General features: G+C 71.6%; 24 protein-coding genes. 6 read left to right on the plus strand and 18 right to left on the minus strand.

The genetic code is table 11. The features are described from left to right. Nucleotides 1–665: 665 nt before the first annotated feature. Nucleotides 666–1,142, minus strand: a complete 477-nt coding sequence (locus tag AC559T_RS26470; protein WP_498870455.1) for a hypothetical protein — start codon at nucleotides 1,140–1,142, stop codon at nucleotides 666–668. A 13-nt stretch (nucleotides 1,143–1,155) separates the two neighbouring features. On the opposite strand from AC559T_RS26470, the gene AC559T_RS26475 reads away from it, so the two are divergent. Beyond that, a complete protein-coding gene (locus tag AC559T_RS26475) occupies nucleotides 1,156–1,842 on the plus strand; it encodes a glycoside hydrolase family protein (protein ID WP_498870456.1) in 687 nt (228 codons plus the stop codon). Nucleotides 1,843–1,869: 27 nt separating this feature from the next. On the opposite strand, the gene AC559T_RS26480 is transcribed toward AC559T_RS26475, so the two are convergent. Next, a complete protein-coding gene (locus tag AC559T_RS26480) occupies nucleotides 1,870–2,643 on the minus strand; it encodes a pirin family protein (RefSeq protein ID WP_198541418.1) in 774 nt (257 codons plus the stop codon). 45 nt (nucleotides 2,644–2,688) lie between these two features. Here AC559T_RS26480 and AC559T_RS26485 point away from each other — a divergent pair, with 45 nt between their 5' ends. After that, nucleotides 2,689–3,243, plus strand: a complete 555-nt coding sequence (locus AC559T_RS26485) for a MarR family winged helix-turn-helix transcriptional regulator (protein WP_235013873.1) — start codon at nucleotides 2,689–2,691, stop codon at nucleotides 3,241–3,243. A gap of 34 nt (nucleotides 3,244–3,277) precedes the next feature. Here AC559T_RS26485 and AC559T_RS26490 read toward each other — a convergent pair whose 3' ends face one another. The 13 genes from AC559T_RS26490 to AC559T_RS26550 form a co-directional block, all read right to left on the minus strand. Then, nucleotides 3,278–4,624 (minus strand): HNH endonuclease signature motif containing protein, encoded by a 1,347-nt coding sequence (locus tag AC559T_RS26490; RefSeq protein WP_498870457.1) that lies wholly within the window; start codon nucleotides 4,622–4,624, stop codon nucleotides 3,278–3,280. A 201-nt stretch (nucleotides 4,625–4,825) separates the two neighbouring features. Continuing rightward, the gene (locus tag AC559T_RS26495; RefSeq protein ID WP_112105857.1) at nucleotides 4,826–6,121 is read right to left on the minus strand and encodes an FAD-dependent oxidoreductase; all 1,296 of its coding nucleotides are present in this window, start codon (nucleotides 6,119–6,121) and stop codon (nucleotides 4,826–4,828) included. A 48-nt stretch (nucleotides 6,122–6,169) separates the two neighbouring features. Beyond that, entirely contained in the window at nucleotides 6,170–8,149 is a 1,980-nt protein-coding gene (gene ftsH / locus AC559T_RS26500; RefSeq protein ID WP_112105858.1) for an ATP-dependent zinc metalloprotease FtsH, read from the minus strand. Nucleotides 8,150–8,296: 147 nt separating this feature from the next. Then, nucleotides 8,297–9,196: a KPN_02809 family neutral zinc metallopeptidase gene (gene ypfJ / locus AC559T_RS26505; protein WP_498870458.1), complete on the minus strand. Its 900-nt coding sequence runs from the start codon at nucleotides 9,194–9,196 to the stop codon at nucleotides 8,297–8,299. A gap of 102 nt (nucleotides 9,197–9,298) precedes the next feature. After that, nucleotides 9,299–9,562 carry a DUF2277 domain-containing protein gene (locus AC559T_RS26510; protein WP_112105860.1) on the minus strand — a complete coding sequence of 88 codons (264 nt, stop codon included), beginning with the start codon at nucleotides 9,560–9,562 and terminating at the stop codon, nucleotides 9,299–9,301. Nucleotides 9,563–9,700: 138 nt separating this feature from the next. Continuing rightward, entirely contained in the window at nucleotides 9,701–10,531 is an 831-nt protein-coding gene (locus AC559T_RS26515; protein WP_498870459.1) for a PhzF family phenazine biosynthesis protein, read from the minus strand. A gap of 6 nt (nucleotides 10,532–10,537) precedes the next feature. Continuing rightward, nucleotides 10,538–11,401 (minus strand): prephenate dehydratase, encoded by an 864-nt coding sequence (locus AC559T_RS26520; RefSeq protein WP_020459592.1) that lies wholly within the window; start codon nucleotides 11,399–11,401, stop codon nucleotides 10,538–10,540. Between the two features lie 192 nt (nucleotides 11,402–11,593). Then, complete coding sequence (locus tag AC559T_RS26525; protein WP_498870460.1) at nucleotides 11,594–15,640, minus strand: AAA family ATPase; 4,047 nt, start codon at nucleotides 15,638–15,640, stop codon at nucleotides 11,594–11,596. Next, the gene (locus AC559T_RS26530; protein ID WP_112105863.1) at nucleotides 15,640–16,917 is read right to left on the minus strand and encodes a metallophosphoesterase family protein; all 1,278 of its coding nucleotides are present in this window, start codon (nucleotides 16,915–16,917) and stop codon (nucleotides 15,640–15,642) included. The genes AC559T_RS26525 and AC559T_RS26530 overlap by 1 nt, the downstream gene beginning before the upstream one ends. Before the next feature lie 257 nt (nucleotides 16,918–17,174). Further along, complete coding sequence (locus AC559T_RS26535) at nucleotides 17,175–17,384, minus strand: hypothetical protein (RefSeq protein WP_112105864.1); 210 nt, start codon at nucleotides 17,382–17,384, stop codon at nucleotides 17,175–17,177. A 147-nt stretch (nucleotides 17,385–17,531) separates the two neighbouring features. Then, the gene (locus tag AC559T_RS26540; protein WP_071065578.1) at nucleotides 17,532–18,320 is read right to left on the minus strand and encodes an SDR family oxidoreductase; all 789 of its coding nucleotides are present in this window, start codon (nucleotides 18,318–18,320) and stop codon (nucleotides 17,532–17,534) included. A 218-nt stretch (nucleotides 18,321–18,538) separates the two neighbouring features. Continuing rightward, nucleotides 18,539–18,889, minus strand: a complete 351-nt coding sequence (locus tag AC559T_RS26545) for an amidohydrolase family protein (RefSeq protein WP_498870461.1) — start codon at nucleotides 18,887–18,889, stop codon at nucleotides 18,539–18,541. Beyond that, nucleotides 18,819–19,172, minus strand: a complete 354-nt coding sequence (locus AC559T_RS26550; protein ID WP_498870462.1) for an amidohydrolase family protein — start codon at nucleotides 19,170–19,172, stop codon at nucleotides 18,819–18,821. Before AC559T_RS26550 ends, AC559T_RS26545 begins: the two co-directional genes overlap by 71 nt. 723 nt (nucleotides 19,173–19,895) lie before the next feature. Here AC559T_RS26550 and AC559T_RS26555 point away from each other — a divergent pair. Further along, nucleotides 19,896–20,039, plus strand: a complete 144-nt coding sequence (locus AC559T_RS26555; protein WP_160144255.1) for a hypothetical protein — start codon at nucleotides 19,896–19,898, stop codon at nucleotides 20,037–20,039. 6 nt (nucleotides 20,040–20,045) lie between these two features. Here AC559T_RS26555 and AC559T_RS26560 read toward each other — a convergent pair whose 3' ends face one another. Then, on the minus strand, nucleotides 20,046–20,852 hold the full coding sequence (locus AC559T_RS26560) for a FadR/GntR family transcriptional regulator (protein WP_112105865.1): 807 nt from the start codon (nucleotides 20,850–20,852) through the stop codon (nucleotides 20,046–20,048). A 484-nt stretch (nucleotides 20,853–21,336) separates the two neighbouring features. Between AC559T_RS26560 and AC559T_RS26565 the strand changes: the two genes are divergently transcribed. Further along, on the plus strand, nucleotides 21,337–21,639 hold the full coding sequence (locus AC559T_RS26565) for a hypothetical protein (RefSeq protein WP_498870463.1): 303 nt from the start codon (nucleotides 21,337–21,339) through the stop codon (nucleotides 21,637–21,639). Nucleotides 21,640–21,648: 9 nt separating this feature from the next. Here the strand turns inward: AC559T_RS26565 and AC559T_RS26570 are convergent, their stop codons facing one another. Both AC559T_RS26570 and AC559T_RS26575 read right to left on the minus strand, forming a co-directional pair. After that, nucleotides 21,649–22,119, minus strand: a complete 471-nt coding sequence (locus AC559T_RS26570) for a DUF4180 domain-containing protein (protein WP_235013875.1) — start codon at nucleotides 22,117–22,119, stop codon at nucleotides 21,649–21,651. A gap of 183 nt (nucleotides 22,120–22,302) precedes the next feature. Beyond that, nucleotides 22,303–23,046: a TetR/AcrR family transcriptional regulator gene (locus tag AC559T_RS26575; RefSeq protein WP_498870464.1), complete on the minus strand. Its 744-nt coding sequence runs from the start codon at nucleotides 23,044–23,046 to the stop codon at nucleotides 22,303–22,305. 55 nt (nucleotides 23,047–23,101) lie between these two features. On the opposite strand from AC559T_RS26575, the gene AC559T_RS26580 reads away from it, so the two are divergent. Beyond that, a complete protein-coding gene (locus AC559T_RS26580; RefSeq protein ID WP_498870465.1) occupies nucleotides 23,102–23,632 on the plus strand; it encodes a hypothetical protein in 531 nt (176 codons plus the stop codon). Between the two features lie 5 nt (nucleotides 23,633–23,637). Then, the gene (locus AC559T_RS26585) at nucleotides 23,638–24,627 is read left to right on the plus strand and encodes a hypothetical protein (protein ID WP_498870466.1); all 990 of its coding nucleotides are present in this window, start codon (nucleotides 23,638–23,640) and stop codon (nucleotides 24,625–24,627) included. Nucleotides 24,628–24,739: the final 112 nt, after the last annotated feature.

The following is a 24,739-nucleotide window of genomic DNA, read 5'->3' on the forward strand; positions in this document are numbered from 1 at the left end:
GGCGCCCGTCCACACGCCGGCGCCTCCCTCGGCCTCCACCTGCTTTTTCCCTGGTCGCTGTCAGTGGGGAACGTGAGGGAGGAGCGGGGGTCACGCGGACATGTGTTCCGGGCTGGCGGCAAGACACCCACATCATCGCTCTTTGGGTCGAGACCCCTCGAAACTGGTCGGCGTCCTGGCCCGAATGTGTCATCCGCGTAGTCGGGACGATCCGCCGTCCGCGGGACGTCCGACGGGATGCCCGCAGGCTGTCTACGGGCTGTCTACGGGGTGTCCGGTGGCCATTCGCCGAGCCTTCGCCGGTTGTCTGCTGGCTGTTCGCTGGTCTGTTCGCCAGCTGTGGTCCAGCCCGTTGGTCGCTCCTGCTCGCGGCACCGCCGCGGTATTCGCCCGTGGTCCGCTCGGACCGACACCCTGGCGTACCCACGCTTGCTGTGGCAAAATGATCGCTGCTGTGCCTTTTGTCAGATTTTGCGGCAGTCCGTCAGGTGGCAGCGATCTGTCAGGTGGCAGCGATCCGTCGGATAGCGGCAGTCCATCGGCCAGCCACGACTGTCGGCCGGCCGGATCTCCGGCACGGCGCGGCCGGCGGAACAGCAGTTCATGGAAGGGCATTCAGGGGGGCGAGGCAAGGAGAGATCCATGCGCAGGGTCGGCGTGACCGATTACGACGCCGGGGAACGGCGACGCACCGCGAACAGCGCGGCAACCGCGTTCGCGTCCGGGGCACGGACGCATCGGGCGGGTTCGAAGGCGATCATGCGTCGCACGCCGAGCATGCTAAGGCTGCTGTCGATGGCGTTGCTCGCGATGGTGGCGCTCGCGGGCTGCGTTACCCCCATCGGGGGTGGAGGCGGTCCCGCTCCGACGACCAGTGCGGCCCCCAGCCCCGCCGGCCCGACGGGCTCGCCGTCCGCCGGCCCCACCCAGGCTCCGGACCCGAGCTCGGGTCCGAACCCCGGCGTCACTCCGGTGCCGACCCTCACCTCGGCGCCGGTGACCACTGCCCCGGTGACCACTGCCCCGGTGACCACTGCGCCGGGGGCCACGCCGAGCGCCGCGCCAGTGCCCACGACACCCGGGTCGACCGATCCGCCTGTCGGGACGGTTGCGAAGGGCGCGAGCACCTGGTACTTCGACAAGATCGCTCCGTCGATGACGGATGCGGGAGTCTCGTGGTTCTACACCTGGGGAGCCGCGCCGGAGCGGATCGCGGCGCCGGCGGGAGTCGAGTTCGTCCCGATGATCTGGGGGCCGGGCTCGGTCACTCCGCAGACCCTCGCGACGGTGAAGGCCAACGGCCGCACCCTGCTCGGCTTCAACGAGCCTGACCTCCGCGGCCAGGCGGACATGCCGGTTCAGACCGCTCTCGATCTGTGGCCGCAGCTGGAAGCCACCGGAATGCGTCTGGGTAGCCCGGCGCCCGCCGCCGGCGCCGCGGACCCGAACAGCTGGTTCGGCCAGTTCATGGCCGGCGCGGCCCAGCGGGGCTACAAGGTCGACTTCATCGCGCTGCACTGGTACGGCAGCGACTTCGACCCCACCCGGGCGACCAGTCAGCTCCGTGCCTACATCCAGGACGTGTACGACCGATACCACCTGCCGATCTGGCTGACCGAGTACAGCCTGATGAACTTCTCAACCTCACCCGCGACGGTCCCGAGCGCTGAGGGCCAGGCGGCGTTCGTGACCGCCTCCACCTCGATGCTCGAGAGCCTTCCGTTCGTTGAGCGCTACGCCTGGTTCGCGTTTCCCGCCAATCCCGACAGCCGGACCGGCCTGTATGACGAGTCAGGCCAGCCGACCCCGGCTGGTGTCGCCTACCGGGCGGCCGGCCGCTGATCTCCGGCCGGCCGGTGACACAAGGCGTCAGGCGGACAGGCTGGCGTGCATCTCCCACACCATGACCTCGGCCGGCTCGACGGCGGTGATCCGCTGACCGCCCACCGCGGTGAACCTGACGGCGTCGCCCTCGTGCAGCTGCCCCGCGCCTTCGAGCGTCACCTCGCCCCGTGCGACGAACAGGTGCAGGTAAGGCGCGTCGGGCAGCTCGACGCTCTGCCCCACACCGAGCCTGGCGACGTGCAGAGCCGCGTACCGGTTCCTGATACGGATGGCGGCAGCGCCGTCGTGCCGTTCCATCCCGGACGCGACCGTGACGAGGCCATCCCGGAGCAACTCGTTGTCGATCTCGAGCTGCTCGTAGCCGGGTGCGATCCCGTTCTCGTCCGGCGCAACCCACATCTGAACGAAGTGAACGGGTTCGTCGTGCGGCTCGCCGCCGTCGGGCAGCCGCCACGAGTCGTTCTTCTCGGAGTGCAGGATGCCTCGGCCGGCGCTCATCCGCTGGGCCAGCCCGGGGTAGATCACGCCCGAGTTGCCGGTCGAGTCCTGGTGGACGAGCGAACCCCGCAGTACCCAGGTGACGATCTCCATGTCGCGGTGCGGGTGGGTCTCGAAGCCCGCGCCTGCGCGCACGGTGTCGTCGTTGTTGACCAGTAGCAGCCCGTGATGTGTGTTTGACGGATCGTAGTGGTGGCCGAATGAGAAGGAGTGCTTGGAGTCGAGCCAGTTGATCTTTGTCTTGGGGCGGTCGTCTGCGCGGCGGATGTCGACCTTCGACCGCTGTGTCATGTCGGCCATGATGGCCCCTTCCCATCTCCGTGACGCATCATTAAGGTGCATGACGTGTCAATCAGATCCCGGGGTGACGCATTCCCGACCCCGCCACCCGAGGTCCCGCCGCCTGCCGCACCCGCGGTCGCGGGCGCCGCGGTGTCCTGGCTGACTCGGCGGGAGCAGCGCGTATGGCGGCGCTACCTGCTCATGACCAGCCAGCTAACCGTGTGGATGAACCGCCAACTCGCCGCGGAGGCGGGGATCTCACTCGCCGACTACGACGTTCTCGTCCGCCTCACCGACACCCCCGAAGGGCGCCTGCGGGTGACCAAGCTGGCCAGGGAGCTCTCGTGGGAGCAGAGCAGGCTCTCCCATCACGTCGCCCGGATGCAGCGGCGTGGCCTCGTGGCGCGCGAGGAGTGCGCCGACGACGGCCGCGGCGCCCTTGTCGTGCTCACGGAGCGCGGCCGCGCCATGATCGAACAGGCCGCTCCCGCTCATGTCGCTTTCGTCCGTGAGCATGTGTTCGACATGCTCACGGAAGCCCAGGTCGACGCCCTTGACGCGATCGCCACGTCAGTACTGACCCGGCTCGCCGCGGACGACCACCCGTCATCCGCCTGATTCGCCACCCGTGCCCCGGGACTTGTCGTCAAGATCATGAGGTCTCGGGCTCGAGATAGGGCGGCGGGGTGACCGTGATCCTTCTGCCCAGTGTCGTGGTCCACTCGAAGACACCCTCACGTGGCTGGCTGATCTGCCAGCCACTGCGGTGGCGCATGCGGTGATGTCGTCGACACGGAAGGCCCAGATTGTCCAGCGCTGTCCGGCCGCCCACGGCGTCGGGGACGGTGTGGTCGAGCTCGCAGTGGATCGCGCGCCGGGCGCACCCGGGCATGCGGCAGGTGCGGTCGCGCGCGCGCACGTGACGTACCTGCGCCGGGGTGGGGTGCCGGCGGTCGGAGACGTCGAGGAGGACGCCGCGCTGGTCGGTCAGGAGTCGCCGCCAGGTCGACCCTGGCCGAGCGGCCATCTCGCGGGCGACCGCTCCGGGGATGGTGCCGACACCTGGGATCTCACCGGGCTCCGACGATATGCCGAGCAGTGTGGTCACGGGCACGACCACCTGGACGTCGCAGGAGAACGGCCGGCCGTGCTCGGCTCGTCCGGTGAGCAGGTCGACGACGACGTCGGCCCGGATCTGGTCCGTCGTCCGTTCGTCGTGGGTATCCCGGGCGGCGACGATCTCGCGGGTCACCTGGTCGACTCGCCGGTAGCAGGCGTCTGCCTCCTCCGCCGGGAGCAACGCGGACAGCGTGCTGCTGCCCTCCTCGCCGGGACGAACCCAGACCCGTCGCGCGGCTCTTCGTGTACGGGCCCGCTCCGCCGAGCCGTCGGGGTCGATCCGCTGGACCGTGCGTCGGCACGCATCGGCGAAGGCTCCCTGAGTGGGACGTGGCCCGCCTTCCAGCACGCGCCTCTCCACGGCGGCCGCCAGTTCGTCATCCAACGGGCGAACGGCGCGTTCCAGGGATCTCAACCGAGATAGATCAATTGCCCCGTTTTTCAGTGTCGTCAACGCGCGGGGGAGCCGATCCGTGATCGTGCGCGCGTAGGTCATGTCTCGCGCCACCGAGGTGGCGGAGGCGCCGACCTCGATCGCCACGTCCTCCGGAGCAAGCTCGTCAAAAGTCCCGGTCGCCGCCTCGCGCGGTGGATTCATATGAGTGATGGCCGATAGATCCTCCATCATTCCTGCCTGAAGCCAGCCGAGCACCTTTAACTTGGTGCGATACCTGTCGACACGATGACAGAATCGCCGCAAGAAGGGCGTGGCCTGATCCAGGTCGCTCCTCGCGGTTCCGGCGCCGGTTGCCGCGATTGCCTCGGCCAGGACCGTGTGGAGCGCGTCCACCAGGTCGAACGAGACGTCTGATCGCTGCGGTTCGGAATCCATACCCGCTGCCGTCGACGCCCGGGTCATGGAGCTGTCGAACTGATCCATCAGGTTCACCGCCCACCGTCAGTGAAATTCTTCGAACATGCGTTCGATCCTAGGGTAGGGTCGGCTCTGCTGGCAAGGGTTCGGGCGAGTCGTCCCGAGGGTGACCTGATCTGTGGGTGGGTCGTTTCGTGGGTGAATGGAAATAAGTAGATGAATTATATGGATTACAAAGACAGGCAAATTCTTTTGCTTCTTCAGTGGCTAACGATCACTCTCGTTGGTGGCTGCACGGGAGACGTTCTCCGCCGCGGTGTGTGGTGCGGCCTGTCCGACCGCCTCGGGTCGGAGCCCGACGCCGACCGCACGGGCGAGCACGCGCTGGGCGGCCGGTATCCGGGCGAGGAGCCGGACCGGCATGGGCGCCGTGACCGGCTTGTCGCCGGCCTCCAGCACCGGGCGCAGCAACCCTCGTTGGGCGACCCGCTGCGCAAGCTGGGTGAGGATGGTCGGTGGCGTGCGGCGACGCTGTACCGCGGCCAGCCGCCCGGGCGGTGGTGCGGTTCCGGTGCCCCGGCCGGCGAGCAGGGGCGCACGGAGGATACGTGCCGCGGCGACCGCGTCCTGGATCGCCAGATTGATCCCGACCCCGCCGATCGGCGACATCGCGTGAGCGGCGTCCCCTATGAGCAGTGCGCCGGGAGCGTGCCAGCGCCGCACCCGGTCGACCTGCACCCTCAGCAGGTGGACGTCCTCCCAGCTTCTGATCTCATCGACCCGGTCGGCGAGGTCCGGAGCGAGCGTCGCGACGTTGTCGCGGAGGCGGTCGAGTCCCGCCGCGTGCACGGCGTCGTATCCGCCCTTGCGGATCAGATAGGCGGTCTGCCAGTAGCTGCCCCGATCGATGCGGATGAGCATCCGTCCCGGGCCGACCAGGCCGCCGAGGCCATCCCCGTCACTCGCCCGGCGTGGGAGCCGGAACCACAACACATCCATCGGAGCGCCGAAACGTCGCAGTGGCAGGCCAAGCGACGCGCGGACGACAGATCCGCGGCCGTCGGCACCGACCGTGAGACGCGCCCGCACCACCCGGCGGCCCTGGGTGGTCCGAGCCTCGGCGCCCACCACCCGATCGCCATCCCGGACAAGGCCGGTCACCTCGTGCTCACGCAGCAGCGTGAAGGTCGGAATGTCGGCGCCGGCCTGCGCGAGCATCTCCAGCAGGTCCCACTGCGGGACGAAGTAAATGTAGGGATGACTCACCCGCAGCCGGGAGAAGTCGGCGACCTGGTAGGTCCCGTCCGCGAAGCTGAATCTCAGCCCGGTGACCTGGCGTCCGGGCAGGTCGCGCACGCGTTCGCCAAGGCCGATCGAATCCAGCAGATCGAGCGTGGACGGGTGCACGGTGTCCCCGCGGAAGTCGCGCAGGAAGTCGGCGTGCTTCTCCAACACGCAGGTCTCGAGGCCGTCGCGGGCGAGCAACAGGCCGAGCATCATCCCGGCCGGGCCTGCGCCCACCACACACACGTCGAACGCGGGGCCTGCGGCGTCAGGCATCATGCAGATGCAGTACCCACTGCCTCGGGATCCGAGCGCGGTCCAGGGGGATCAGGTCTGCAGGGAGATCTGCGGTGGGATGCCGCCGTCCGGACCTTCCCCCGAGCCGTCTCCGTTCGGGCTGCGCGTGAAGCTCGCCATCGACGCGGCGGCGAGCTCCTCTACCACTGTGCCGTCGATGGTCTCCCGTTCCAGCAGGCGCGCAGTCAGGGCGTCGAGTGCGTTCCGATGCATGCGCAGCAGGTCGATGGCTCGCGCCTGAGCCTCCCGCAGCAGCCGTGCCACCTCGGCGTCGATCACTCGTTGCGTCTGCTCCGAGTAGGGGCGGGCCATGAGGTCGTCCCCGCCGAGGAAGTTGGGCCCGTCGGACGAGTAGCCCACCGGTCCGATCTCCTCCGACAGCCCGAACTCACGCACCATCCGGGTGGCGAGTTGGGTCGCGCCGGCCAGGTCGTTCGAGGCACCGGTGGAGCCGTGGCCGAACACCACCAGCTCGGCCGCCCGACCGCCGAGCCGCACGGCCAGGCTGTCCAGCAGATAGGCCTCGGAGTAGAGGTGCCGCTCGGCCTCGGGGAGCTGCTGGGTGACGCCGAGCGCCATGCCTGCGGGAAGGATGGTCACCTTCGAGACCGGGTCGGCGTCGTCGCAGAGCGCCGCCACCAGGGCATGGCCCGACTCGTGCACGGCGACGGACCGCTTCTCGTCCGGGAGCAGGGCGTTCGAGGCATCGCGCCGTCCGAGGAGAATGCGGTCACGTGCGGCGTCGAGATCGGCGGCGCTGACCACCGAACGTCCGTCGCGGACGGCGTTGATCGCCGCCTCGTTGACGAGGCTGGCCAGGTCCGCGCCGGAGAATCCGGGCGTGCCCCGGGCGATCCGGGTGAGGTCGGCGTCATCGGTGAGTGCCTTGCCACGGGTGTGCACGGCGAGGATCTCGGCCCGTTCGGACTGGGTCGGCAGCGGCACCGTGACCTGGCGGTCGAACCGACCCGGGCGCAGCAGCGCGTGGTCAAGGGTCTCGGGGCGGTTCGTGGCGGCGAGGACGACCACGCCCGACGTGGACTCGAACCCGTCCATCTCGGCGAGGAGCTGGTTCAGCGTCTGCTCGCGCTCGTCGTTGGACCCGCCGAACGCGCTGGAGCCGCGCCGGCCGCCGATGGCGTCGATCTCGTCGATGAAGATGATGGACGGCGCCCGCTTGCGAGCCTCGGTGAAGAGGTCCCGCACCCGGGATGCGCCGACACCGACGAACATCTCGACGAAGCCCGAGCCGGTGATCGAGAGGAACGGCACCTCGGCCTCGCCGGCGACGGCGCGCGCGAGCAGGGTCTTGCCGGTGCCGGGCGGGCCGACCATCAGCACGCCGCGCGGGCCGTGTGCGCCGACCTCAAGATACTGGTCGGGATTGCGCAGGAAGTCGACGACCTCGCTGATCTCCTGCTTCGCACCCTCGTAGCCGGCAACGTCACTGAAGCGGGTCTCCGGCCGGTCCGCCTCGGTGATCTTCGCTCGGGAGCGGCTGAACATTCCGAGCGCGCCGCCGCCGGAGAGCTGGCGCCGGGCCATGCGGCCGGACCACACGAAGAAACCGATCAGGAGCAGCAGCGGGAGGAAGCTCAGCACCACCGACCAGAACGACGTGCCCGTCCTGGTGGCCGTGATCTGCACCTTCTTGGCGGCGAGCTGACGTTCGAGCGCGGTTGTGTCGAGTGCGGTGGGGATCTGGGTGGTGAAGTCAGTGCCGTCGGTCAGCGTGCCGTCGACACCACCGCGGTCGTCGATGGTGACCGAGCGCACCACGCCGCTGTCGACTCGACCCACGAAATCGGAGTAGGTCAGCGAATCCGGCTGGGTGGCGAACAGGCTCGGAGCGATCAGCAGCATCACCGTGACGAGCAGCCCGACCGGGATGAGGAACCTGCGCCAGCCCGGCATCGGCGGCGGCGCGGGTTTCGGGGGAGTGTCCTTCGGCGGCCCGGATTTCGCCGGCGCGGAGGCATGAATATGGCCGATGCTCACACGGGAGATCACGATCTTCTCCTGGCGTCCACAGATCGGTCCGGATACCGGCTGCTGGCAGCCGGTGAATTGACGCCCATTCGCCCTTTCTATCAGCGATTTCTGCTGCGATGTATCGGGTCGGGCGGACGTCCCGTCGCGGGGACGCGCCGTGCCGACTCAGGCCGGGACGGTGTCGCACGCCGCCATCGAGGCGCCCCGGTAGCCGTTCAGGAAGGCCTCACTTCGCTGCTCCGCCGAGCCGTGGGTCCACGACTCCGGGTCGACGCGGCCGCCGGCCGAGGCCTGGATCCGGTCATCGCCCACGGCCTCGGCCGCCCGGAGCGCCTCGTCGAGCTCAGATTCGTTGATCGTGACGTTGCCGGCGGAGTTCGCCAGCGTGCTCCACACCCCGGCGTAGCAGTCGGCCTGCAGTTCGAGCTGCACCGACAGCGCGTTGCGGCGGGACGGGCCGGCGTTCTGCGCCTCGCGCAGCCGCTGCTCGGTTCCGGTGATCGTCTGGATGTGGTGCCCGACCTCGTGAGCGACGATGTAGGCCTGCGCGTACCGGCCCTGCGCCCCGAAGTCCCGCTGGAGCTGCTCGAGGAACCCGAGATCGATGAAGACCCGTCGGTCGGGTGGGCAGTAGAAGGGCCCAATCTGCGCGGACGCCGTTCCGCATCCGGTCGAGACCGCGTCGGAGAAGTAGACCAGCCGCGGGTCGGAGTACTGCTGGCCGGCCCGGGCGAACTGGGCCGTCCAGACCTCGTTCACCTCGTTGAAGACCTTGAGGACGAAGCAGTCGTCGTAATGGTCCAGGGCGCCGGCAGTGTTGCAACGGGTGGCGATGTCGCTGCCCGTCGTGCCCTGTTCGGTGCCCGGCTGCGCACCCCCCGACCCGTCGCTGCCCGTTCCGTTCGCGCCCGTCCCGTCGCCGCCGCCGAGCACGGCCACCACCAGGTAGATGAGCAGGCCGACCAGGCCGGCACCACCGCCGCCGATGGCGGCACCGCGGCCCAGGCCGCCGCCGCGTCTGTCCTCGAGCTGGGACGTGTCGACCGACGAATCGTCGAACCGCATGGCCTGCCTCTCGACGCGCCTCGTGGATACCGTCCGGGAGCAGACGTCATGCGGGATATGTCCATGATGTGGCAAGGGCGAACATCGGGCGGGCCTGGGGGTTCAGTGCTCGAGGCGGGCCCGTACCTCTGGTCGGCGCAGCGGCGGCACTGTCCCGGGCGGCTGGCGGCGCGCGGGCAGCTCCCTGAGCAGGCGGTGGACGCTCGCGGACACCTCGGCCACCGCCGCCTCGAAGGCCCCGGCCGCGGCGGGCGGTGGCTGGCGCAGGCCGCTCACCTTCCGGACAAACTGCCGGGCAGCCGCCTCGATCTCCTCGTCGGTCGCGGGAGGCTCGAGTCCGCGCAGCTCAGTGATGTTGCGACACATGACTCCACGGTAGGCCGGCTCCCGTGCCGTCTCGGCGGCGTGCCCGTGGCTCGCGGGTCCGTAACTTGCGTCGCCGTGGCTCGGGTGGCTGTGGCTCGCGAGCAGGTGCCTCCCGGTCAGGCCGGGGGTCGGCGCCTGTCAGAGGTCCACGGTCCCCGAGATACAGGTGACAGTGTCGCCACCGACCCACACCGACCCGTCCGGATCACGGGAGAGACGGACCCTGCCCTCCCGCCCGAGCAGCGTCCCCTGGCTGACGACATACGCCCCGTCCGCCTTGCCGATGTCGAACAGCCAGGTCGCGAGGGAGGCGTTGAGGCTGCCGGTCACCGGGTCCTCGACAGTGGTGATCTGGGGCGTGAAGGCGCGGACTTCGAAGGCGCCCGGCCCGCCGGGCGGGTGTGGCCCGACAACCCCCACGGCCAGGTCGACGGCGCCCGGGCGGATCGCGAGCACGGCCGCGGCGGAGTCGAGCAGCACGCCGACCCAGCCCGGGCCGTTGTCCACCCACTGCGCGGCGAGGATGTCCGCCGGGTCGAGGCGGAGCATCTCGGCGAGGTGCCGCACGAGTTCGGTGTCGGCGGGCTCGTAACGCAGCAGCGGCGGTCCCGAGAAGGCCAGTCCCGAGGCGTCGTCGCGACGGACGGTGATCAGCCCCGCCTCACATTCCTGCACGATCCGGTCGGGATCGCGCGGCGTGTGGCCGGATGTCAGCCAGGCGTGGCATGTCCCCAGAGTGGGATGACCCGCGAACGGAAGCTCGGCCGTCGGCGTGAAGATGCGCACCCGGTAGTCGGCCCCGGGTGCCGTCGGGGCCTGGACGAACGTTGTCTCGGAAAGGTTCGTCCAGGCGGCGAAGCGGCGCATCGCCGCACTGGGCAGCCCCTCGGCGTCGAGGACGACCGCGACGGGATTGCCCAGGCAACTGCCGGACGTGAAGACGTCCACCTGCTGGAACGCTCGCCGCATGACCGGTTACGAGCTCAGTCGCAGGGGGTCGAACCGCTCGCGGTATCGGCTGGCGCGGTAGACACCGAGGATGCGGTAGTCGGCGAAGAAGCCGAGTTCGGCGAAGGCGCGTTCCACCGCGGGATCCTCCGGGCTGCCCTCGATGTCGGCGAGGAACTGCGTCGCCACGAACTCGCCGCTGATCATGCAGCTTTCGAGCTTCGTCATGTTGATGCCGTTGGTGGCGAAACCGCCGAGAGCCTTGTACAGCGCGGCCGGCATGTTGCGCACCTTGAACACGAAGGTGGTCACGATCGGTCCGACGCCGGCCGCGGCCCGCAGGCGCTCGTTCGACAGGATGAGGAAGCGGGTCGTGTTGTGATCCTCGTCCTCGAGGTCGGGCCGGAGCACCTGCAGGCCGTATTCCTCGGCTGCCAGCCGCGAGGCGACGGCAGCCTTCGTCACGTCACCCCACTCGGCGACCTCGCGGGCGCTGCCCGCGGTGTCCGCGGCGGGCACGGCGGTGAGCCCGAGCCCGCGGATCGCGTTGCGGCACTGGGCCAGGGCCTGCGGATGGCTGTGCACGGTCTTCAGATCGTCCATGGTCGCCCGCGGCAGCCCGAGGAGCTGATGGCGTATGGGCAGGAAGAACTCACCGATGATGTGCACGGAGGAGTTCGGCAGCAGATGGTGGATGTCGGCGACCCGGCCCGCGGTCGAGTTCTCCACCGGGATCATCGCCAGACCGACCGTGCCGTCCTCCAGCGCGGTGAAGCACTCCTCAAAGGTCTGGAACGGTACCGCCTCGAAGTCGGGGTAGACGTCGCGGCAGGCGATGTGGGAGTTGGCTCCCGGCTCGCCCTGATATGCGATCTTCTGACTCCCGGTCATCGCGGGTTCCTGCCTCCGGTCTGTGGTTCTGCTGCAAAGCCGTTGCACGGGCGGTCCCGCCGGGCCCGCCGTGGCTGGCTGGTCGGCGCACGGCCTGGACGTCCGGCCGCCGTATCCGACGGTACCGGGCCGCCACCCCGGCACCCCCGGCCGCCGGGTCTGCTGGTGCCGGTCCGGGCGTCCGGGCGGGGATCAGACGGAGTGCGCGTCGGCGAACGCGTCGAGGATCTCCCGGGGAATGCGGCCGCGGTCGCCGACCTCGAATCCGTTCTGGCGGGCCCAGGCGCGGATCCTCCCGGCGTCCCGGCCGGCGGCCGCGCTTCCGTTCCCACCCCCGCTCGCTGCCGTCACGGCGAGAGCCGGGGCTCCGCCGGACTCACCGGTGCCGGGGTCGGGCGGGACGACGTGCGTGGCCAGCGTCCGGATCTGCTCCGCATCTCTGGTGGGCGTGAGCACGTTCGCCCCCGGCAGATAGCTGATCGTGACCCGCTCGGCGTCGCCAGGTGGGGTCAAGGCGCCGTCCGTCTGTCCTGGTCCGTCGGCGCGCAGCTGCGCACCCACCGCTCGTGCCAGGTCGGTGAGATGCTCGTGGTGCGTCAGCAGAATGATCTGCCAGCGCCCGGAGATCTCGGCCAGCACGCGAAGTGCCGCCTCGGCGCGCGTGTCGTCGAACGTCATCAGGACGTCGTCGAGCACGACCGGCAGCGTGGGTTCGCCGCGGCTGGTCCGCTCCCGCTGGAGCTGGTCGATCGCCGCCAGGCGCAGGGCCAGGAACACCTGGTCGGCCGTGCCCTCGGAAAGCTCGCCCGGGCCGAGCTCGTCCTCGTCGGCGCGGACGACCCGCAGCGTCCGGGCGCCGTCGCCGCGATCGATGGCCCGCAGGGCGACGTAGCGGCCCTCGGTGAGCCGTTCGAGCAGGCGTCCCGCGTCCGCGAGCAGGGGGGACGCGTGACGGCGCTCGTAGGACTCCAGCTCACGGCCAAGCGTCTCGTACTGGATGCGCGCGATGACGTAGCGCTCCGCCGTCTCGGCTACGAGCGCCAGGGACTCCTGCGCACGGGCGTGCAGCTCGCCGGTGGCCGCGCCGCTCTCGAGATCCCGCAGATGCCGTTCGACCGTCCCGACGGCCGTCCACGCCTCTGTCTGCGCGGCCGTGCGGCGCTCGTGCTCGTCGCGCGCGGCGGTGAGGTCGGCGGCGAGGTCCTCGTCGGTGCTCGCGGCCAGCGCGCCGACGACGGCTTCGAGCTCGTCGCCGGGTGCCGCGGCGCGCAGCAGGCCTTCGGTGGCGGTCATCGCCGCCGTGATCCCGGCGAGGTCCCGGCCGCGGTCCGCCGCGTCGGCCAGTTGCTGACCGGGCGCGAGGACGACCTGCGCGCGCAACTCGTCGAGGCGGCCGACGGCGCTGTCCCGCAGCAGCGTCGCGGCGGCGACCCGGGTGTTCAGGGTGGCGACCGCCTGGTCGATCTCCGCGCGGCGGGTACGGCTCTCGATGCTCGCCTGGTGCCGTGCGCTGAGCTGATCGAGCAGATCGGCCAGCTCGTCGGCCTCATCGCCCGGCCTGTCGGGCGCGACTGGGCCCGCCGCGAGACGTTCGCCGCCAGTTCCGGTTTCACTCCCAGCCCCACTCCCGGCCCCGGCCCCGGCCCCGGCGCTGGTGTCGGTGTCGGGGCGCTGGCCGCGCGAGCGGTGCAGGAGGCCATGACGGGCCGAGAGCTCGCGGACGTCCGCGGCGAACGCCCGATGGCGGCCGGCGGCACGCTCGGCGTCCCGCGCGGCGCGGTCGGCCTGCTCGTGCAGAGCCACCGCCTGCGCGAGCACGCCCCGCCGTTCGGTCCAGCCCCGCGGGTCGGTGACCGAAGCCAGCCCGGCCGCCCGGACGAGGTTGTCCCAGTCGCCCTCGGCGCCGAGCAGCTCCTCGCGCCGCTTGTCCCGTTCGCGTTCGGCCTCCTCGACGGCCCGCCCGAAGTGGGCGGCGTCAGCCCGGCGGACCTGTGCGAGGTCGTCGTCCGCGAGTACGGTCTGCGCGCAGGTGAGAAGACTGTCGAGGTCGGCGTCCACCCGGGCGAGGCCGACCTCGGCGAGGGCCTGGGCGAGCGCGGTCCGCTGGGCGTCGGCCTGGGCACCCAGCCGGGCGATGCGGGTCTCCGCGGCGAGCAGCTCCGCGTGCGCCCGGTGCGCCTCGTCAACAGCCCGCTGGACGTCGTCCGCGTCCGCCCGAGAGGGCACGGCCAGGCCTGGCTCGTGCCAGTGGCCCTCCCACGCCGCGCGGGCTTGATCGGCTGCCTCGGCGGCGGCCGTGGTGGCGGCGAGCGCCGAGGTGGCCCGTTCGTGCGCGAGGTCGGCGTCCCGGTGGAGCTGGGCCCGCCGGGCGGCCAGATCGGCGTGGCGGATGAGCTGATCCGCGACCTCGTCGGCGCGGGCGATTCCGGCGGCGATGACCGGGAGCAGCTCGCGAGCCCGCTCCGGCGTCAGCCGGCCGCCGACTGGTGGCACCCCGCCAACGGCCGGGGCGGGGGTCCGGCCGTCGGTCGCGGGCGGCAGGCCGCCGGCCGCGTCGACCAGCAGGTTCCAGAGCTCCTCGCGGGTCGCGCGGGCCCGGTCGAGCGTGGCCTGGTCCGGGAGGTCGCGGCCGTCGGCGTCGGCGACCCGGCTCTGCGTGAGCTCGAGGTCCCGGGTGGCGCCGACGAGCTCCTCCTCGCGGCGGGCGAGGGCCATTTCTGCGGCGTCGAGCCGGTCGCGCGCCAGCCGGATCTCGTCGCGCCCGGGCATCCCGGGCGGCGGGCCGTCCGGGTCGCGGGCGCCGGCGCGGCGCAGCGCCTCCCGGCGGTCGCGGACAGCGCGGGCCGCCTCGTCGACAGCCGCCCTGGTCAGCGCGGTCGCCGAGCCCTCGCCGGCTATCGCGCCGAGTACCGCCTTCAGCTGGCTGATCGACGCCGGGTCGTGGCCCGGGGACTGGTCGGTGCCGTCGCGGCGCAGGCGGGCGGCGGCGAGCGCGTCCTCGGCGCGGCGCAGCTCGTCGGTCAGCTCGCCGACCGTCACGGCGAGCGCGTCGAGCTGGGCCGCGAGGTCACGCGGCACGTGCAGGTCGGCCAGGAGCTCGGCGGCGGTGCGCGGGTCGCCCGGACCGGCCAGGTCGAGCAGGAGCGCACGGGCGGAGTCCGCGTGGCGCGCGGCCTCGTTCTCGAGCGCGCGGGCGTCGGCGCCGTCGCCGAGCCGCGCCACGCGGGACTGCTCCAGCCGGGTGATCATCTCGCCGTCGGCGAGCATGGACTCGTCGGTCGTCAGCGCCTCCCGCGCGGCCCGGCGGTCGAGCAGATCGGCGGTCAGCCGGTCGAGGTCGGCCTCGGCCGTCGCGGCTTCCCGCACGCTGGCGTCGAACAGCGCCGTCTCCTCGGCGGTGAGGGCCACACCCGCGGCGAGCAGCGCGGCGTGGCGTTCCCGGAGCACGACCAGCTCCCGGGCATGTGGGGCTGCGCGCACCCACCGTTCCAGGCGGGAGCGGCGGTCGGCGGCGGCTCGGGTCGCCACCGCGGCCGCCTGCGCGTCGCGGCGGCGCAGCGCCTGCTCCCGGCGGGCATCGTCGACATGGGCCGCGCGGGTCATGGCGGACGCCGCCTGCTCGGCCAGCCGCTCGTAGTCCACCAGCGCGGTGCGGACCCGGACGCTCTTGTTGTTGCGGTGGGCCTTGTACAGGGAGTCCATCTCCGCGGCGAGCGTGTCGAGCAGGCCGCGGACCGCCCGCCCGCTGCGCGCGGTGAAGACGAGCTCGGCCAGGTCGCCGGTGCCCTCGAAGACACTTGCGCCACCTGCCCGCAGCTCGGCGTGGGACAGCCCGAACGCCTGCCGCCAGCGCCGACGCGCGTCGGCGCCACCGGAACCCCACGAGGGGAGGAAGACCGCGCCGTCGTCAACGGTCTGCAGACCGCTGTTGCGCCGCCTGACCTCGACCCTGGCCGGCGGCGCCTGCCGGGCCGGCCCCGTCTCCTGGGACGACGGCGGGAGCTCGGCCGGATGCGTCGTGGGCAGTTCGAGGTCGGCCGTCAGACTCAGCGCGCCCTGGCCGAACTGGAAGCTCCGCCGGGTGCCGCGGAAGGTCCACAGCAGGTCCGACAGGGCGTCGAGCGTCGTCGACTTGCCGGCCTCGTTCGCGCCGACGACCACCGTCAGCCCACGGCCGAACTCGATCCGCCGGTCCTCGAAAGCACCGTAGCGATCCAGGCCGAGCGCGCGGACCCGCATCAGGCGTCGTCTCCGGAGAGGCGCGCGAGCAGGCCGTCCCCGGCGCGCCGGGCGAGGTCGGCGAGTGTGCGGGGATCGCCCAGGTCGAGCAGGTCGGCTCCGCGCAGCAGCCGTCCGACCTCGCGGTCCAGGGGGCCGATCCACTGCGCGAGGTCCTCGGGGCGGGTGCCCAGATCGTCGCAGGCCGCGCGTACGGCGGCGACCAGCTCGGGGTCGACGGCGCCGGCCGGCCGCGGGTCGGTCACCCGGTTGACGATCTTCTCCAGACAGACCTGCAGGCCGTCGGCGACCGTGCGGAGCTCCTCGCGCAGCCGTTCGGCGTCGGCAAGACCCGCGGCGGCCCGCGACGCGCCGGTGAGCACGGTGCGCGCGACGACCGGACGGTCTCCCGCGGAGTCCCGCGCCGCCCGCAGTTCGGCCGTGACCCGGCCCAGGACGTCGTCGAGGGTGTCGGCGCCGGCGGTGTCGACGGTGAGGACAGCCCAGCGGGCCACGTCGCAGGGGACGTGCTCGATGCGGGCGGGGCCGTCCTGGGGGATCTCGACGACGAGGGCGCCCTTTGGCCCGCTCTCCCGCGGGGTGCGGCCCTGGAGATTGCCGCTGAACGCGGCGACCTGGCGGCCCCCGGGCCCGTCCCCGCGGGTCGCCGTGCCGCCGGGAAGTGGGCCGCCGTGAACGACGCGATGGGAGTGGACATGGCCGAGGGCGAAGTAGTCGTAGCCCGTGCGGGCCAGGTCGTCCTCCGAGCACGGGGCGTAGTTGGCATGGCCTTCGGCGCCGTCGGCGGCAGTGTGCAGCAGGCCGACGTTCACCAGCCCGGCCAGGGCGTCCGGGTAGCGCTGGACGAGATTGTCGTGGACGGCGGCGGTCGCGTAGCTCTGCCCGTGCACAGCCAGCCCGAGGTCGTCCGCCACATGCGTGCCCGGCCGGTCCGAGGCGAACACCCGGACGTTCGGGGGCAGGGTCAGCGACCGGGTGATCTCGCTCTCGGCGTCGTGGTTGCCGGAGATCATGTAGACGGGGATGTCGGCGTCGCGCAGGCGGCCCATCTGCTCGACGAAGAACCGGCCGGTCGCGTAGTCCCGCCAGGTTCCGTCGTAGACGTCCCCGGCGAGCAGGAGCGCGTCCGCCGCCCGGTCGACGCTGAGGTCGACGAGGTTCGCCAGGGCCCGCCGGGTTGCCTGCCGCAGCAGGTGGGCCAGGTCGCCGTCACCCAGCCGGGTCAGTCCCCGAAGGGGGCTGTCGAGATGGATGTCCGCGGCGTGGACGAGGCGCATCTTCCCCCTGGCGTCGGGCCGCCACAGGCCAGGGAGGGCATGTGGTTCCGGGCGGTCGGCGCGTCCCGCGGGCGGTTGCCGTGAGACGCGGACGGCCCGTCGGAAGGAGGGAGCAGGCCGAACGACCAGAACCTAGTACCGCAATCGGACATCTCGAACTGTCCACGCCGGAGGATCCAGTGATCTCGTCAAATTTTTGGTGCTTTGTCCCTGTTTTTTGGGAGTGTTGTCGTCGTAGGGGCGGAGCTTCGGGCGGTTCAGCGCCCGGACTTGGAACGGGAGCCGGAGCGCGATCCGCCGCCGGAGCGACGGGCCCGCGAGCGCGTGCCGACGTCCACCTGCCGGGCGGGGCCGGCGCCGGCGGCGACGTTCGCCAGGTCGGCGGTGATGCTGCTGTTGATGAGCCCGACGGTCCGGTCACGGTCGCCGTCGTCGAGGCCTTCGAGCAGGCTGTGTATCAGGCTCACGATGTTCCTCCACGCTGCGGGGCGATCTCGGGGTTCGTACGTCTGCTGCCCGGACCGAGCGTGTTAAAGCGTGCAATCGCCGCTTTTTCCTGGCGACAAGGATCCCGGCGACAAGGATCCCGGTGGCCAGGACCCTGGCGACGAGGATCAGGGCGCCGGCGAGAGGCCCCCGTCGAGGTTGATGCCGACGCCGGTCAGATAACCGGCGCGGGGGGAGAGCAGGAAGGCCGCGAGGTCCGCGAAGTCCTGGGCGCGGCCGACTCGTCCGAGGGGGATGTCGGAGCCCCGGCTCAGCTCGGCGTACAGCTCGTCCACGCCGATGCCTCGCTCGGCTGCGCGGCGGTCCCACTGGCCGCTCTCCAGCAGCCCGATCAGCACCGCGTTCACCCGGATTCCGTCCGGGCCGAGTTCCTTGGACAGCGCCTTGGTGAGGGCGAGCCCGGCCGCCCGGGAGACCGAGGTGGGGGTCGATCCGGCGCCGGGGGTCTTCGCGGCAATGGCCAGCGTGTTGATCACGGAGCCGCCGCCGGCCGCGCGCAGGTGCGGCAGCGCCAACCGGGTCAGCCGGACGGTGCTGTGCACCTTGAGCTGCAGGTCGGCGTCCCAGACCTCGTCGGTGTGCGACGCGAACGGCCCGGCGGCGCTGCGCCCGGCGTTGTTCACCAGGCCGTCGATCCGCCCCCAGCGGCCGACGGCCTGCTCGACGAACCGCTCGAGGTCGGCCAGGCGGGTGACGTCCGCGGGGACGGGCAGGAACTCCGCGCCGGCCGCGGCGGTCGGTGCCACCTCGGCAGCGAGGCGGTTGAGGCGGTCCGCGTCGCGGGCGCAGAACGCGACACGCGCCCCCTCCGCGGCGAGGGTGCGCACCAACGCGGCGCCGAGCCCGTCCGAGCCGCCGGTGATCAGGACGACCTTGCCCGCCAGCTCGAGATCCACACCGTCTCCTCTGCCACCCGCGCTCCGCCCAGTCCAGCCCAGCGCGCCCGCTCCGCCACTGCTCGCAACCCTATTCGGACCCGCGACCTCCGCGGACCCGAAGCCCTGTGCGGTGGGCCGGACAAGCACGCCGGGATAAGCGCCGTCGACGTCCGTGCCGTCGCGGGAGATCGCCATGCCGTTGACCCAGACTCCGGCGATGCCGTGGGTCCCGGCGATCAGCCGGTCGCCGCGGGCGGGGAGGTCCCAGACCCGGACGGGATCGTCGTCGCCGACGGTGCCGGGGCAAACGCGACCAGGTCGGCCGCGTAGCGGGGCCTGATCAGGCCGCGGTCGGTGAGGCCGAAGACCTCGGCGGGCTGGCCGGTGAGGCGCCAGACCGCCTCGGTGAGACCGAGCGCGCCCTTCTCCCGGACCCAGCACGAACATCCGCAGCGGGGTGTGGGTGATGAACGTGCCGACGTTGAGCCGCTTGCGCCGCCGGTCGATGGCGGCGACTTACTCGGGGAACGTCTCGAACGACCACTCGATCCCGGCGTCGGGCATTTCGCGGGACATGCCCTCGACATTCTCCAGGGTGGAGCCCATCGTGCCGCGCTGGTCCGGGCGCAGCGGGGCGACGCCGAGCCCGCAGTTGCCGTAGATGACCGTCGTGATGCCGTGCCAGGAGGTCGGGGTGAGCTCGCCGTCCCAGAGGATCTGCGCGTTGTAGTGCGTGTGCGGGTCGATGAAGCCGGGCGCCAGTACGAGGCCGGCGAGGTCCACGACCTCGGCGCCGTCTCCTTGCTCCTCATGTTCGCCCGGGTCGTCCCAGTGCTCGATACAAATTAAGTCGGATAATAAGTCTTTCACTCTATTTTGCCGTCCAAGATGCTATTACATAACAGATAAGGGTCGAAATCTGGTCGCGACATATAAGTCAGACATTAGCGGTCTGCGAGTTCGGCCGGGGTCGTCCGGGCTGAGTGGAGTCGGGGCGAGGAGCGGTGCGATGGAGCGGGAGTGCCTGAACCCGGCGGGCGCGTGGAGCACGGTGGGGTGCAGCTACAGCCACGTCGTCAAGATCATTAGTTCGAACGGGCTGATCTTTCTGGCCGGCCAGGCGCCGGCGGACGAGAACTTCAAGGTCATCGGCGGCGTGCTCGACGCCCTCGACAGCCTCGACGCCGCGGAGGCAGCGGAGGCAGCGGAGGCCACTGAGGCCGGTGACGCTCTTGACCGGCCGAAAGATCGTGGGCGCCTCGTTCGGGGCTGGCGCGGTCGCCTGGTGCACGGTGCACCATCCGGAGCGGGTCGCCGCGCTCGTGCTTGTGGGCTCCCTGGGTCTCGTCCCCACCCCGGGCAACCGGCGGGCGGGGGCCGCACAGCGGCTGCGCGACCAGAGCCTGCCGGCCGTCCGCAACGACACCCCGGCCGGCCGGGACGTCTTCGAGCGGCTCGGCCGGTACATGGAGACCGGGGTCGACGACGACCTGGTGCTGGCCGGGCTGGCGGAGCTCGCCCCCGGGCTGCCCGTCCAGATCGTCTGGGGCGCGAAGAACGGGCCCTTCCCCATCTCGATGGCGCACGCCGCCCATGCGGCCCTGCCGGGCTCGGAGCTGGTGGTCGTGGACCGGGCCCGCCCACGTTCCCTACCTGGAACGTCCCGAGGTCTTCAACGAGGCGTTTCTCGACTTCGTGACCCGCCGTGTCCTGACGACCGGCCGCGCCGCGACCTGAACCCGATCAGACGGTGGCCGAGCCCGCGGCAGCCGGCGATTCGGTGGCCGCGGCGATCGTACTCGCGGCCTCAACTGATCCGGTGCCGACGGTACGCCGTCGCGCGGCCTCCACCCCGCCGGGAACGAGAACGCGCAACTCGTCTATGTGGGCGCGCATCAGAACTCCGGCCTGTTCGGCGTCGCCGCGTTCGATGGCCTCGTAGATCTCGTGGTGCTGCCGGGCGGAGCGTTCCCAGAATGTGGCGTCGACGCTCGAACGCTGGAAGCGGGTCCGCAGAACGCTGAAGACCGGTGTCGCCACCAGATTCAGCAGGGGATTGCCGCAGGCGGCCAGGATCGAGGCGTGGAATCCGTTGCTGCCCTCGTACCGTTCGACCGGATCCTCGATCCGTTCGGCGGCCGTGGTCGCTTTCCGGATCATCTCGAGCTGGGCGGGCGTCCGCCGGACGGCGGCCAGCCGGGCGGCCGGGACCTCGAGCAGGTCACAGGCCTCGATCAGCTGATCCACACTGACCAGGTCGGCGCCCGAGAGCAGGCCGAGGCCGGTCTCGAGGAAATCGCCCATCAGGCCGGTGTCCGGCGCCGCGACGAAGGTGCCGCCGTGGACTCCCCGCCGCGTCTCGACCAGGTGCTGGGACGACAGCAGTCGCAGCGCCTCGCGGACCGTGGACCGGCTGACGCCGAACATCGTCGACAGCTCGGCCTCGACGGGCAGGCGCTGACCGGCGGTCAGATCGCCGCGCACGATCAGCTCCTGTAGCTGAGCCGCAACCTGGACGTAGGCGGGGCGCACCCGCTCCACGCTGAGCATCCCAGTCCACCCGTCTCGCGGCCGCCACAGCGGATGTCGAAGCAACGACCGTCTCGAAGAACAGCCGCCAGAAGTTGTCAGTCAGCGAGGTCACTATACATCAGACGATTTAGGTGGGGTGGCTGAACCGTGAGTCTGCCGAGGCTCATCCGGGCAGAGGTTGTCTTGTGTGACATCTGCCGGGGGAGCGCGCCGAGAAAGCGGCGCCTTATCTCTCGCGGGATCCGTCGCTTCTCCCGTGAGGCGCCCGGCACCCGGCGCATTCTCCACGGAAGGTGACGGTGGACGTCCTGCCCGCCGCGGTGGGGGCGCCCACGGGCCGGGCCGCCGCCGTCCGAACAAGCGCCCGGACGCGCGTCCAGCCGGGCGGCCGAATCGCGACTGGATCCGGGGGGCGAGCGCGGCCGCTATCCCGGTCAGGCACAGCAGGCCCAGCGCCGCGAACGCGAGCCGGAAGCCGTCGAGGAGCAGCGAGGGCTCCGACGTGCTCAGCTCGGCGGGCCGGTCCGCGTACGCCGCCGCCTTCTGTGCCGGCGGCAGCTGGGCGGTGACCACTCCGGGTGACAGCCCGGTGCTCACGGTCAGCCCCGTGTTCTGCAGGGCGGAGCGCAGGCCGTTCGCGACCTCGATCCGCCCGGGCACCACGACCGAGGTGGTCTTCGGGGAGAGCGTCGAGCAGGCCCGGGAGAGCCGGATCGGTGTCGGCACCGCCTGGCTGACCATGGGCAGCCTCGACGGCAAGCAGGTCCCCCTTGGCGTCCGGCTCGCCCTGCGGGCGGGCACGTGAGGAGACTGGTCAGGAGCCGTTCCTGTCGGGCGGGGCGAGTCGGGAGCGGGCGGCGTCCAGGTCGGGGACGAACCAGTGGTGCACTCCCTGGTTGGACTCGCGCACCAGGTCCCGCAGGGCGCCGCTAGCCGCCGTGAACGCCGAGATGTCCCCCACCACGGCCAGCCCGACCTGGTAGTTGACGAACTTCTGCAGGATCTGACCGGCCAGGCCGCTGCGGAGCTCGAAGAACTCCGGTGTGAGCCGCGTGACCGGGACCGCCGCCCACGCGGCCCGCAGATACATCGCGGTGCCGATGATGTCCAGAGCGTTCTGCTCGACACGGACCAGAGGACCCTCCGGCGAGCAGACGAGGACGGATACGGCGCCCACCTGTTCGAGCTCGTCGGGTACCGCCCCGTTGGAAATCGTGAGGTCCTCCGCCACGGTTTCTTCCTCTTCTCGTGAGTGCGCGCTGGCGAGGAGCGCGTCGAAACTCACGGTGGCGACCTGGATACTGCCCGTTGTCCGCGGTAATCCTCGCCCACCGGACCCCTCGACCTGCGGCATCCCTATGGTTCTTTATTGATGCCAACTTCACGGCATGACTGATCCCTTTATGGAAGTTTAGGGAAGGATAGTGCGCGTCGCCGGTGCGCGTCGACCGGCTCGTCGGTGCTGGCGTCAGTCGAACTCTGCCCGTGAAGTTGATCGTGGCTCCGTGGCGGGCGGCTCCGTGGCGGGCGGCTGGGTGGCAGGCGGCCGGGTGGTGCGCGGCCGGTCGGGGGTCAGCGCGCCGAGCGCGGCGTCTGTCACCCACTCGCGGTAGGCGTCGTGGGACCACCCGCGCTCGCGGACCAGTAGGCCGTAGACATCCGGGGAGAAGATCGTCCAGAGCGTGTCGCGGATGCGCTCGACGTCGTCCGCGGCGGCTGTGCCCAGGCGATCGGCGACGGTCGCCGCGACGATGCCCGCTCCGGTCAGGCGCTGGTGTTCGAGGTCGCGCGCGAGCTCGCCGGCCTGTGGATCGACGTCCGCGGCCCGGCGCAGTGCCGACAGCAGCGGGAAGGCGCGCTGCGCGATCTCCGTCGCGGCCACCGCGAACGCGCCGAGCACCTCGCCGGCCGTGGCGCCGTCGTGGACGGCCCGCATGGCCGGCCGCTCGTGCAGGGCGACCGGTTCGTCGTCGCCCGCGACCGCCTCGTCGACGGCCACCCTGAGAAGGTTGATCTTCGAGGAGAAGTAGGCGAAGACGGTCGGCGTGGAGACTCCGGCAGCCGCGGCTATCTGGGCCATCGAGGTCGCCGCGAAGCCCTGCCGGACGAACAGCTCGGTGGCCGCACCGATCGCCCGGGCGCGGTTCTCCCGGGCCTGGGCCTGGCGGCCGGTGGCGTCGTACCGGCGTCGCGGCTGTCGGCTGACCGTCATTCGCTTACTCTAGCCAGTATTGGATATAGCTTCGATAAAACCAAAGGAGGCGGCTGTGATCAGACTGGCCTACGAGATCTTCGGGGACGGCCCGACGATCCTGCTCGTGCACGGCGGGGCCGAAGACGCGGCGATGCTCGCCCCACAGGCCCTGGCGCTGGCGGCCGCCGCCCACGCGGAGATCATGAAGCCGATCGAGGAGTACACGGCGCGCCGCCCGGGGGACTGGACGGGCGCCTACCACCGGGCGCTCGATGTGCTCTCCGGGGGCACGGCCGATCTGACGGATCCGGCTGTGATCCGCTCGGCGGTCAACGCCGAGGCGTTTGTGCGTGACGACGCCCGGCTGATCACGTCGCACCCCTTCGCCGCGGCGGACCTCCCGCCCGACCGGATCACCGTGGCCGTCGGGGCGGGGACGAGTCCGCTCCACCGGCTGATCGCCGATCGGCTGGCCGAATGGGCCGATCTGCCCGTGACCACCGTGGCGGGCGCCGACGATCACGAGGTCTACCTGTCGCGCCCCGAGGTGCTCGCGACCCACCTTGCGGAGCGGGCGGCGCGCGCCGGCGGTCCGGTGTCGTGACGGTCATGAGGACCACCCGCGCGCCGTGGACCGGGGATGCCGCGAACAGCCTGGCCGCCGGGGACACCCGCACGACACGTCCCCACCCTGGTGGACCGGCCGGCCCGGGACGGGTGCTGTGGGTGCTGTGGCCGCTGGGGCTGGCGTTGACCGGGGCACATGCCGGGGCCGGCGCGCTCGCCACGCCGCTGTTCGTCCCGCTCGACGCGGCCTATCTCGTGCTCGCGGCGGTGCTGGTCGGACGGGCGCTGCGCGCGCGTGCCGGCGCCCACGGCGGGGGACCGGACGCCCCGGCGGTACTGCTGCCCGCGGCCGGTGTCTCGGTCTTCGCCCTGGCCGCCCTCACCGGCATACCGACCGCACAGCATCCCGGCGCGATGCTGGCGAACACCGCCGTCCTCATGCTTGCCGCGGCCCTGATCGCGGTGGGTGTCGTGCTGGCGGCGGCCCGGCTGTGGGATGGGCCCGGGCGCGCGCCGGCCGCGATGGCCTGCGCCGTGCTCCTCCTCGGTGGCGCCGGCTACCTCGCCAACCTGGTCGCGCGGGTGGGGGTGGTGCTGGCCGGGGCGGCACCCGCTCAGGCCCGGGTCGAGACGAGCGCCTGGGAGGCCCGGTCCTACCTGCTGGGACTGCCGGCCGAGCCGTCCGCGGTCGTGCTGCTGCTGGTCTGGCTCGACCTGCTGCAGCTTGGCTACGTCGTGCTCACCCAGGTGGCGGTGGTGCTGCTCGCCGTCAGTCTGGGCCGGCACGGGTGGCTGGACGCGTCGATCGCGCGGGTCGCGGCCGTCGGGGGCTCGGCTCTGGCCGGGGTGACGGTCCTCGCCGTGGGGCTCGCGGTGTCAGGTGGCGCGTTCGACGTGCCGGGCCTGGAACGGGTGAGCGCGCCAGCGGCCTGGACGGCCTATCTCCTGACCGTTCCGTTCATGTCGACGCTACCGGCGTTCCTGGTCGGGGCCGGCCTGCTTGCTCCGAGCCGGGCACCGGAGGCGCGCTAGGTTCGGTGGCGCGACGATGCTGTGCGCGGCGAGCTCCATGACCTCCCTGTCGAAGCTGGTCCAGGTGGTCAGCTCGTTCTAAGAGCGCCCGTCGACGAAACTGAAGCGGCCG

Origin of the sequence: Frankia sp. Hr75.2 (assembly GCF_949319125.1) — a bacterium.
Classification (GTDB): Bacteria; Actinomycetota; Actinomycetes; order Frankiales; family Frankiaceae; genus Parafrankia; species Parafrankia soli.

Coding starts and splice junctions, on each gene's coding strand:
- AC559T_RS26475 (WP_498870456.1), top strand. CDS start 1,156: ATGACGGATGCGGGAGTCTCGTGGTTCTACACCTGGGGAGCCGCGCCG.
- AC559T_RS26480 (WP_198541418.1), bottom strand. CDS start 2,643: ATGGCCGACATGACACAGCGGTCGAAGGTCGACATCCGCCGCGCAGAC.
- AC559T_RS26490 (WP_498870457.1), bottom strand. CDS start 4,624: ATGGATCAGTTCGACAGCTCCATGACCCGGGCGTCGACGGCAGCGGGT.
- AC559T_RS26495 (WP_112105857.1), bottom strand. CDS start 6,121: ATGATGCCTGACGCCGCAGGCCCCGCGTTCGACGTGTGTGTGGTGGGC.
- ypfJ (WP_498870458.1), bottom strand. CDS start 9,196: ATGCGGTTCGACGATTCGTCGGTCGACACGTCCCAGCTCGAGGACAGA.
- AC559T_RS26510 (WP_112105860.1), bottom strand. CDS start 9,562: ATGTGTCGCAACATCACTGAGCTGCGCGGACTCGAGCCTCCCGCGACC.
- AC559T_RS26515 (WP_498870459.1), bottom strand. CDS start 10,531: ATGCGGCGAGCGTTCCAGCAGGTGGACGTCTTCACGTCCGGCAGTTGC.
- AC559T_RS26520 (WP_020459592.1), bottom strand. CDS start 11,401: ATGACCGGGAGTCAGAAGATCGCATATCAGGGCGAGCCGGGAGCCAAC.
- AC559T_RS26525 (WP_498870460.1), bottom strand. CDS start 15,640: ATGCGGGTCCGCGCGCTCGGCCTGGATCGCTACGGTGCTTTCGAGGAC.
- AC559T_RS26530 (WP_112105863.1), bottom strand. CDS start 16,917: ATGCGCCTCGTCCACGCCGCGGACATCCATCTCGACAGCCCCCTTCGG.
- AC559T_RS26545 (WP_498870461.1), bottom strand. CDS start 18,889: ATGTCGAGGGCATGTCCCGCGAAATGCCCGACGCCGGGATCGAGTGGT.
- AC559T_RS26555 (WP_160144255.1), top strand. CDS start 19,896: ATGCGGCCCTGCCGGGCTCGGAGCTGGTGGTCGTGGACCGGGCCCGCC.
- AC559T_RS26560 (WP_112105865.1), bottom strand. CDS start 20,852: ATGCTCAGCGTGGAGCGGGTGCGCCCCGCCTACGTCCAGGTTGCGGCT.
- AC559T_RS26575 (WP_498870464.1), bottom strand. CDS start 23,046: ATGACGGTCAGCCGACAGCCGCGACGCCGGTACGACGCCACCGGCCGC.
- AC559T_RS26585 (WP_498870466.1), top strand. CDS start 23,638: ATGAGGACCACCCGCGCGCCGTGGACCGGGGATGCCGCGAACAGCCTG.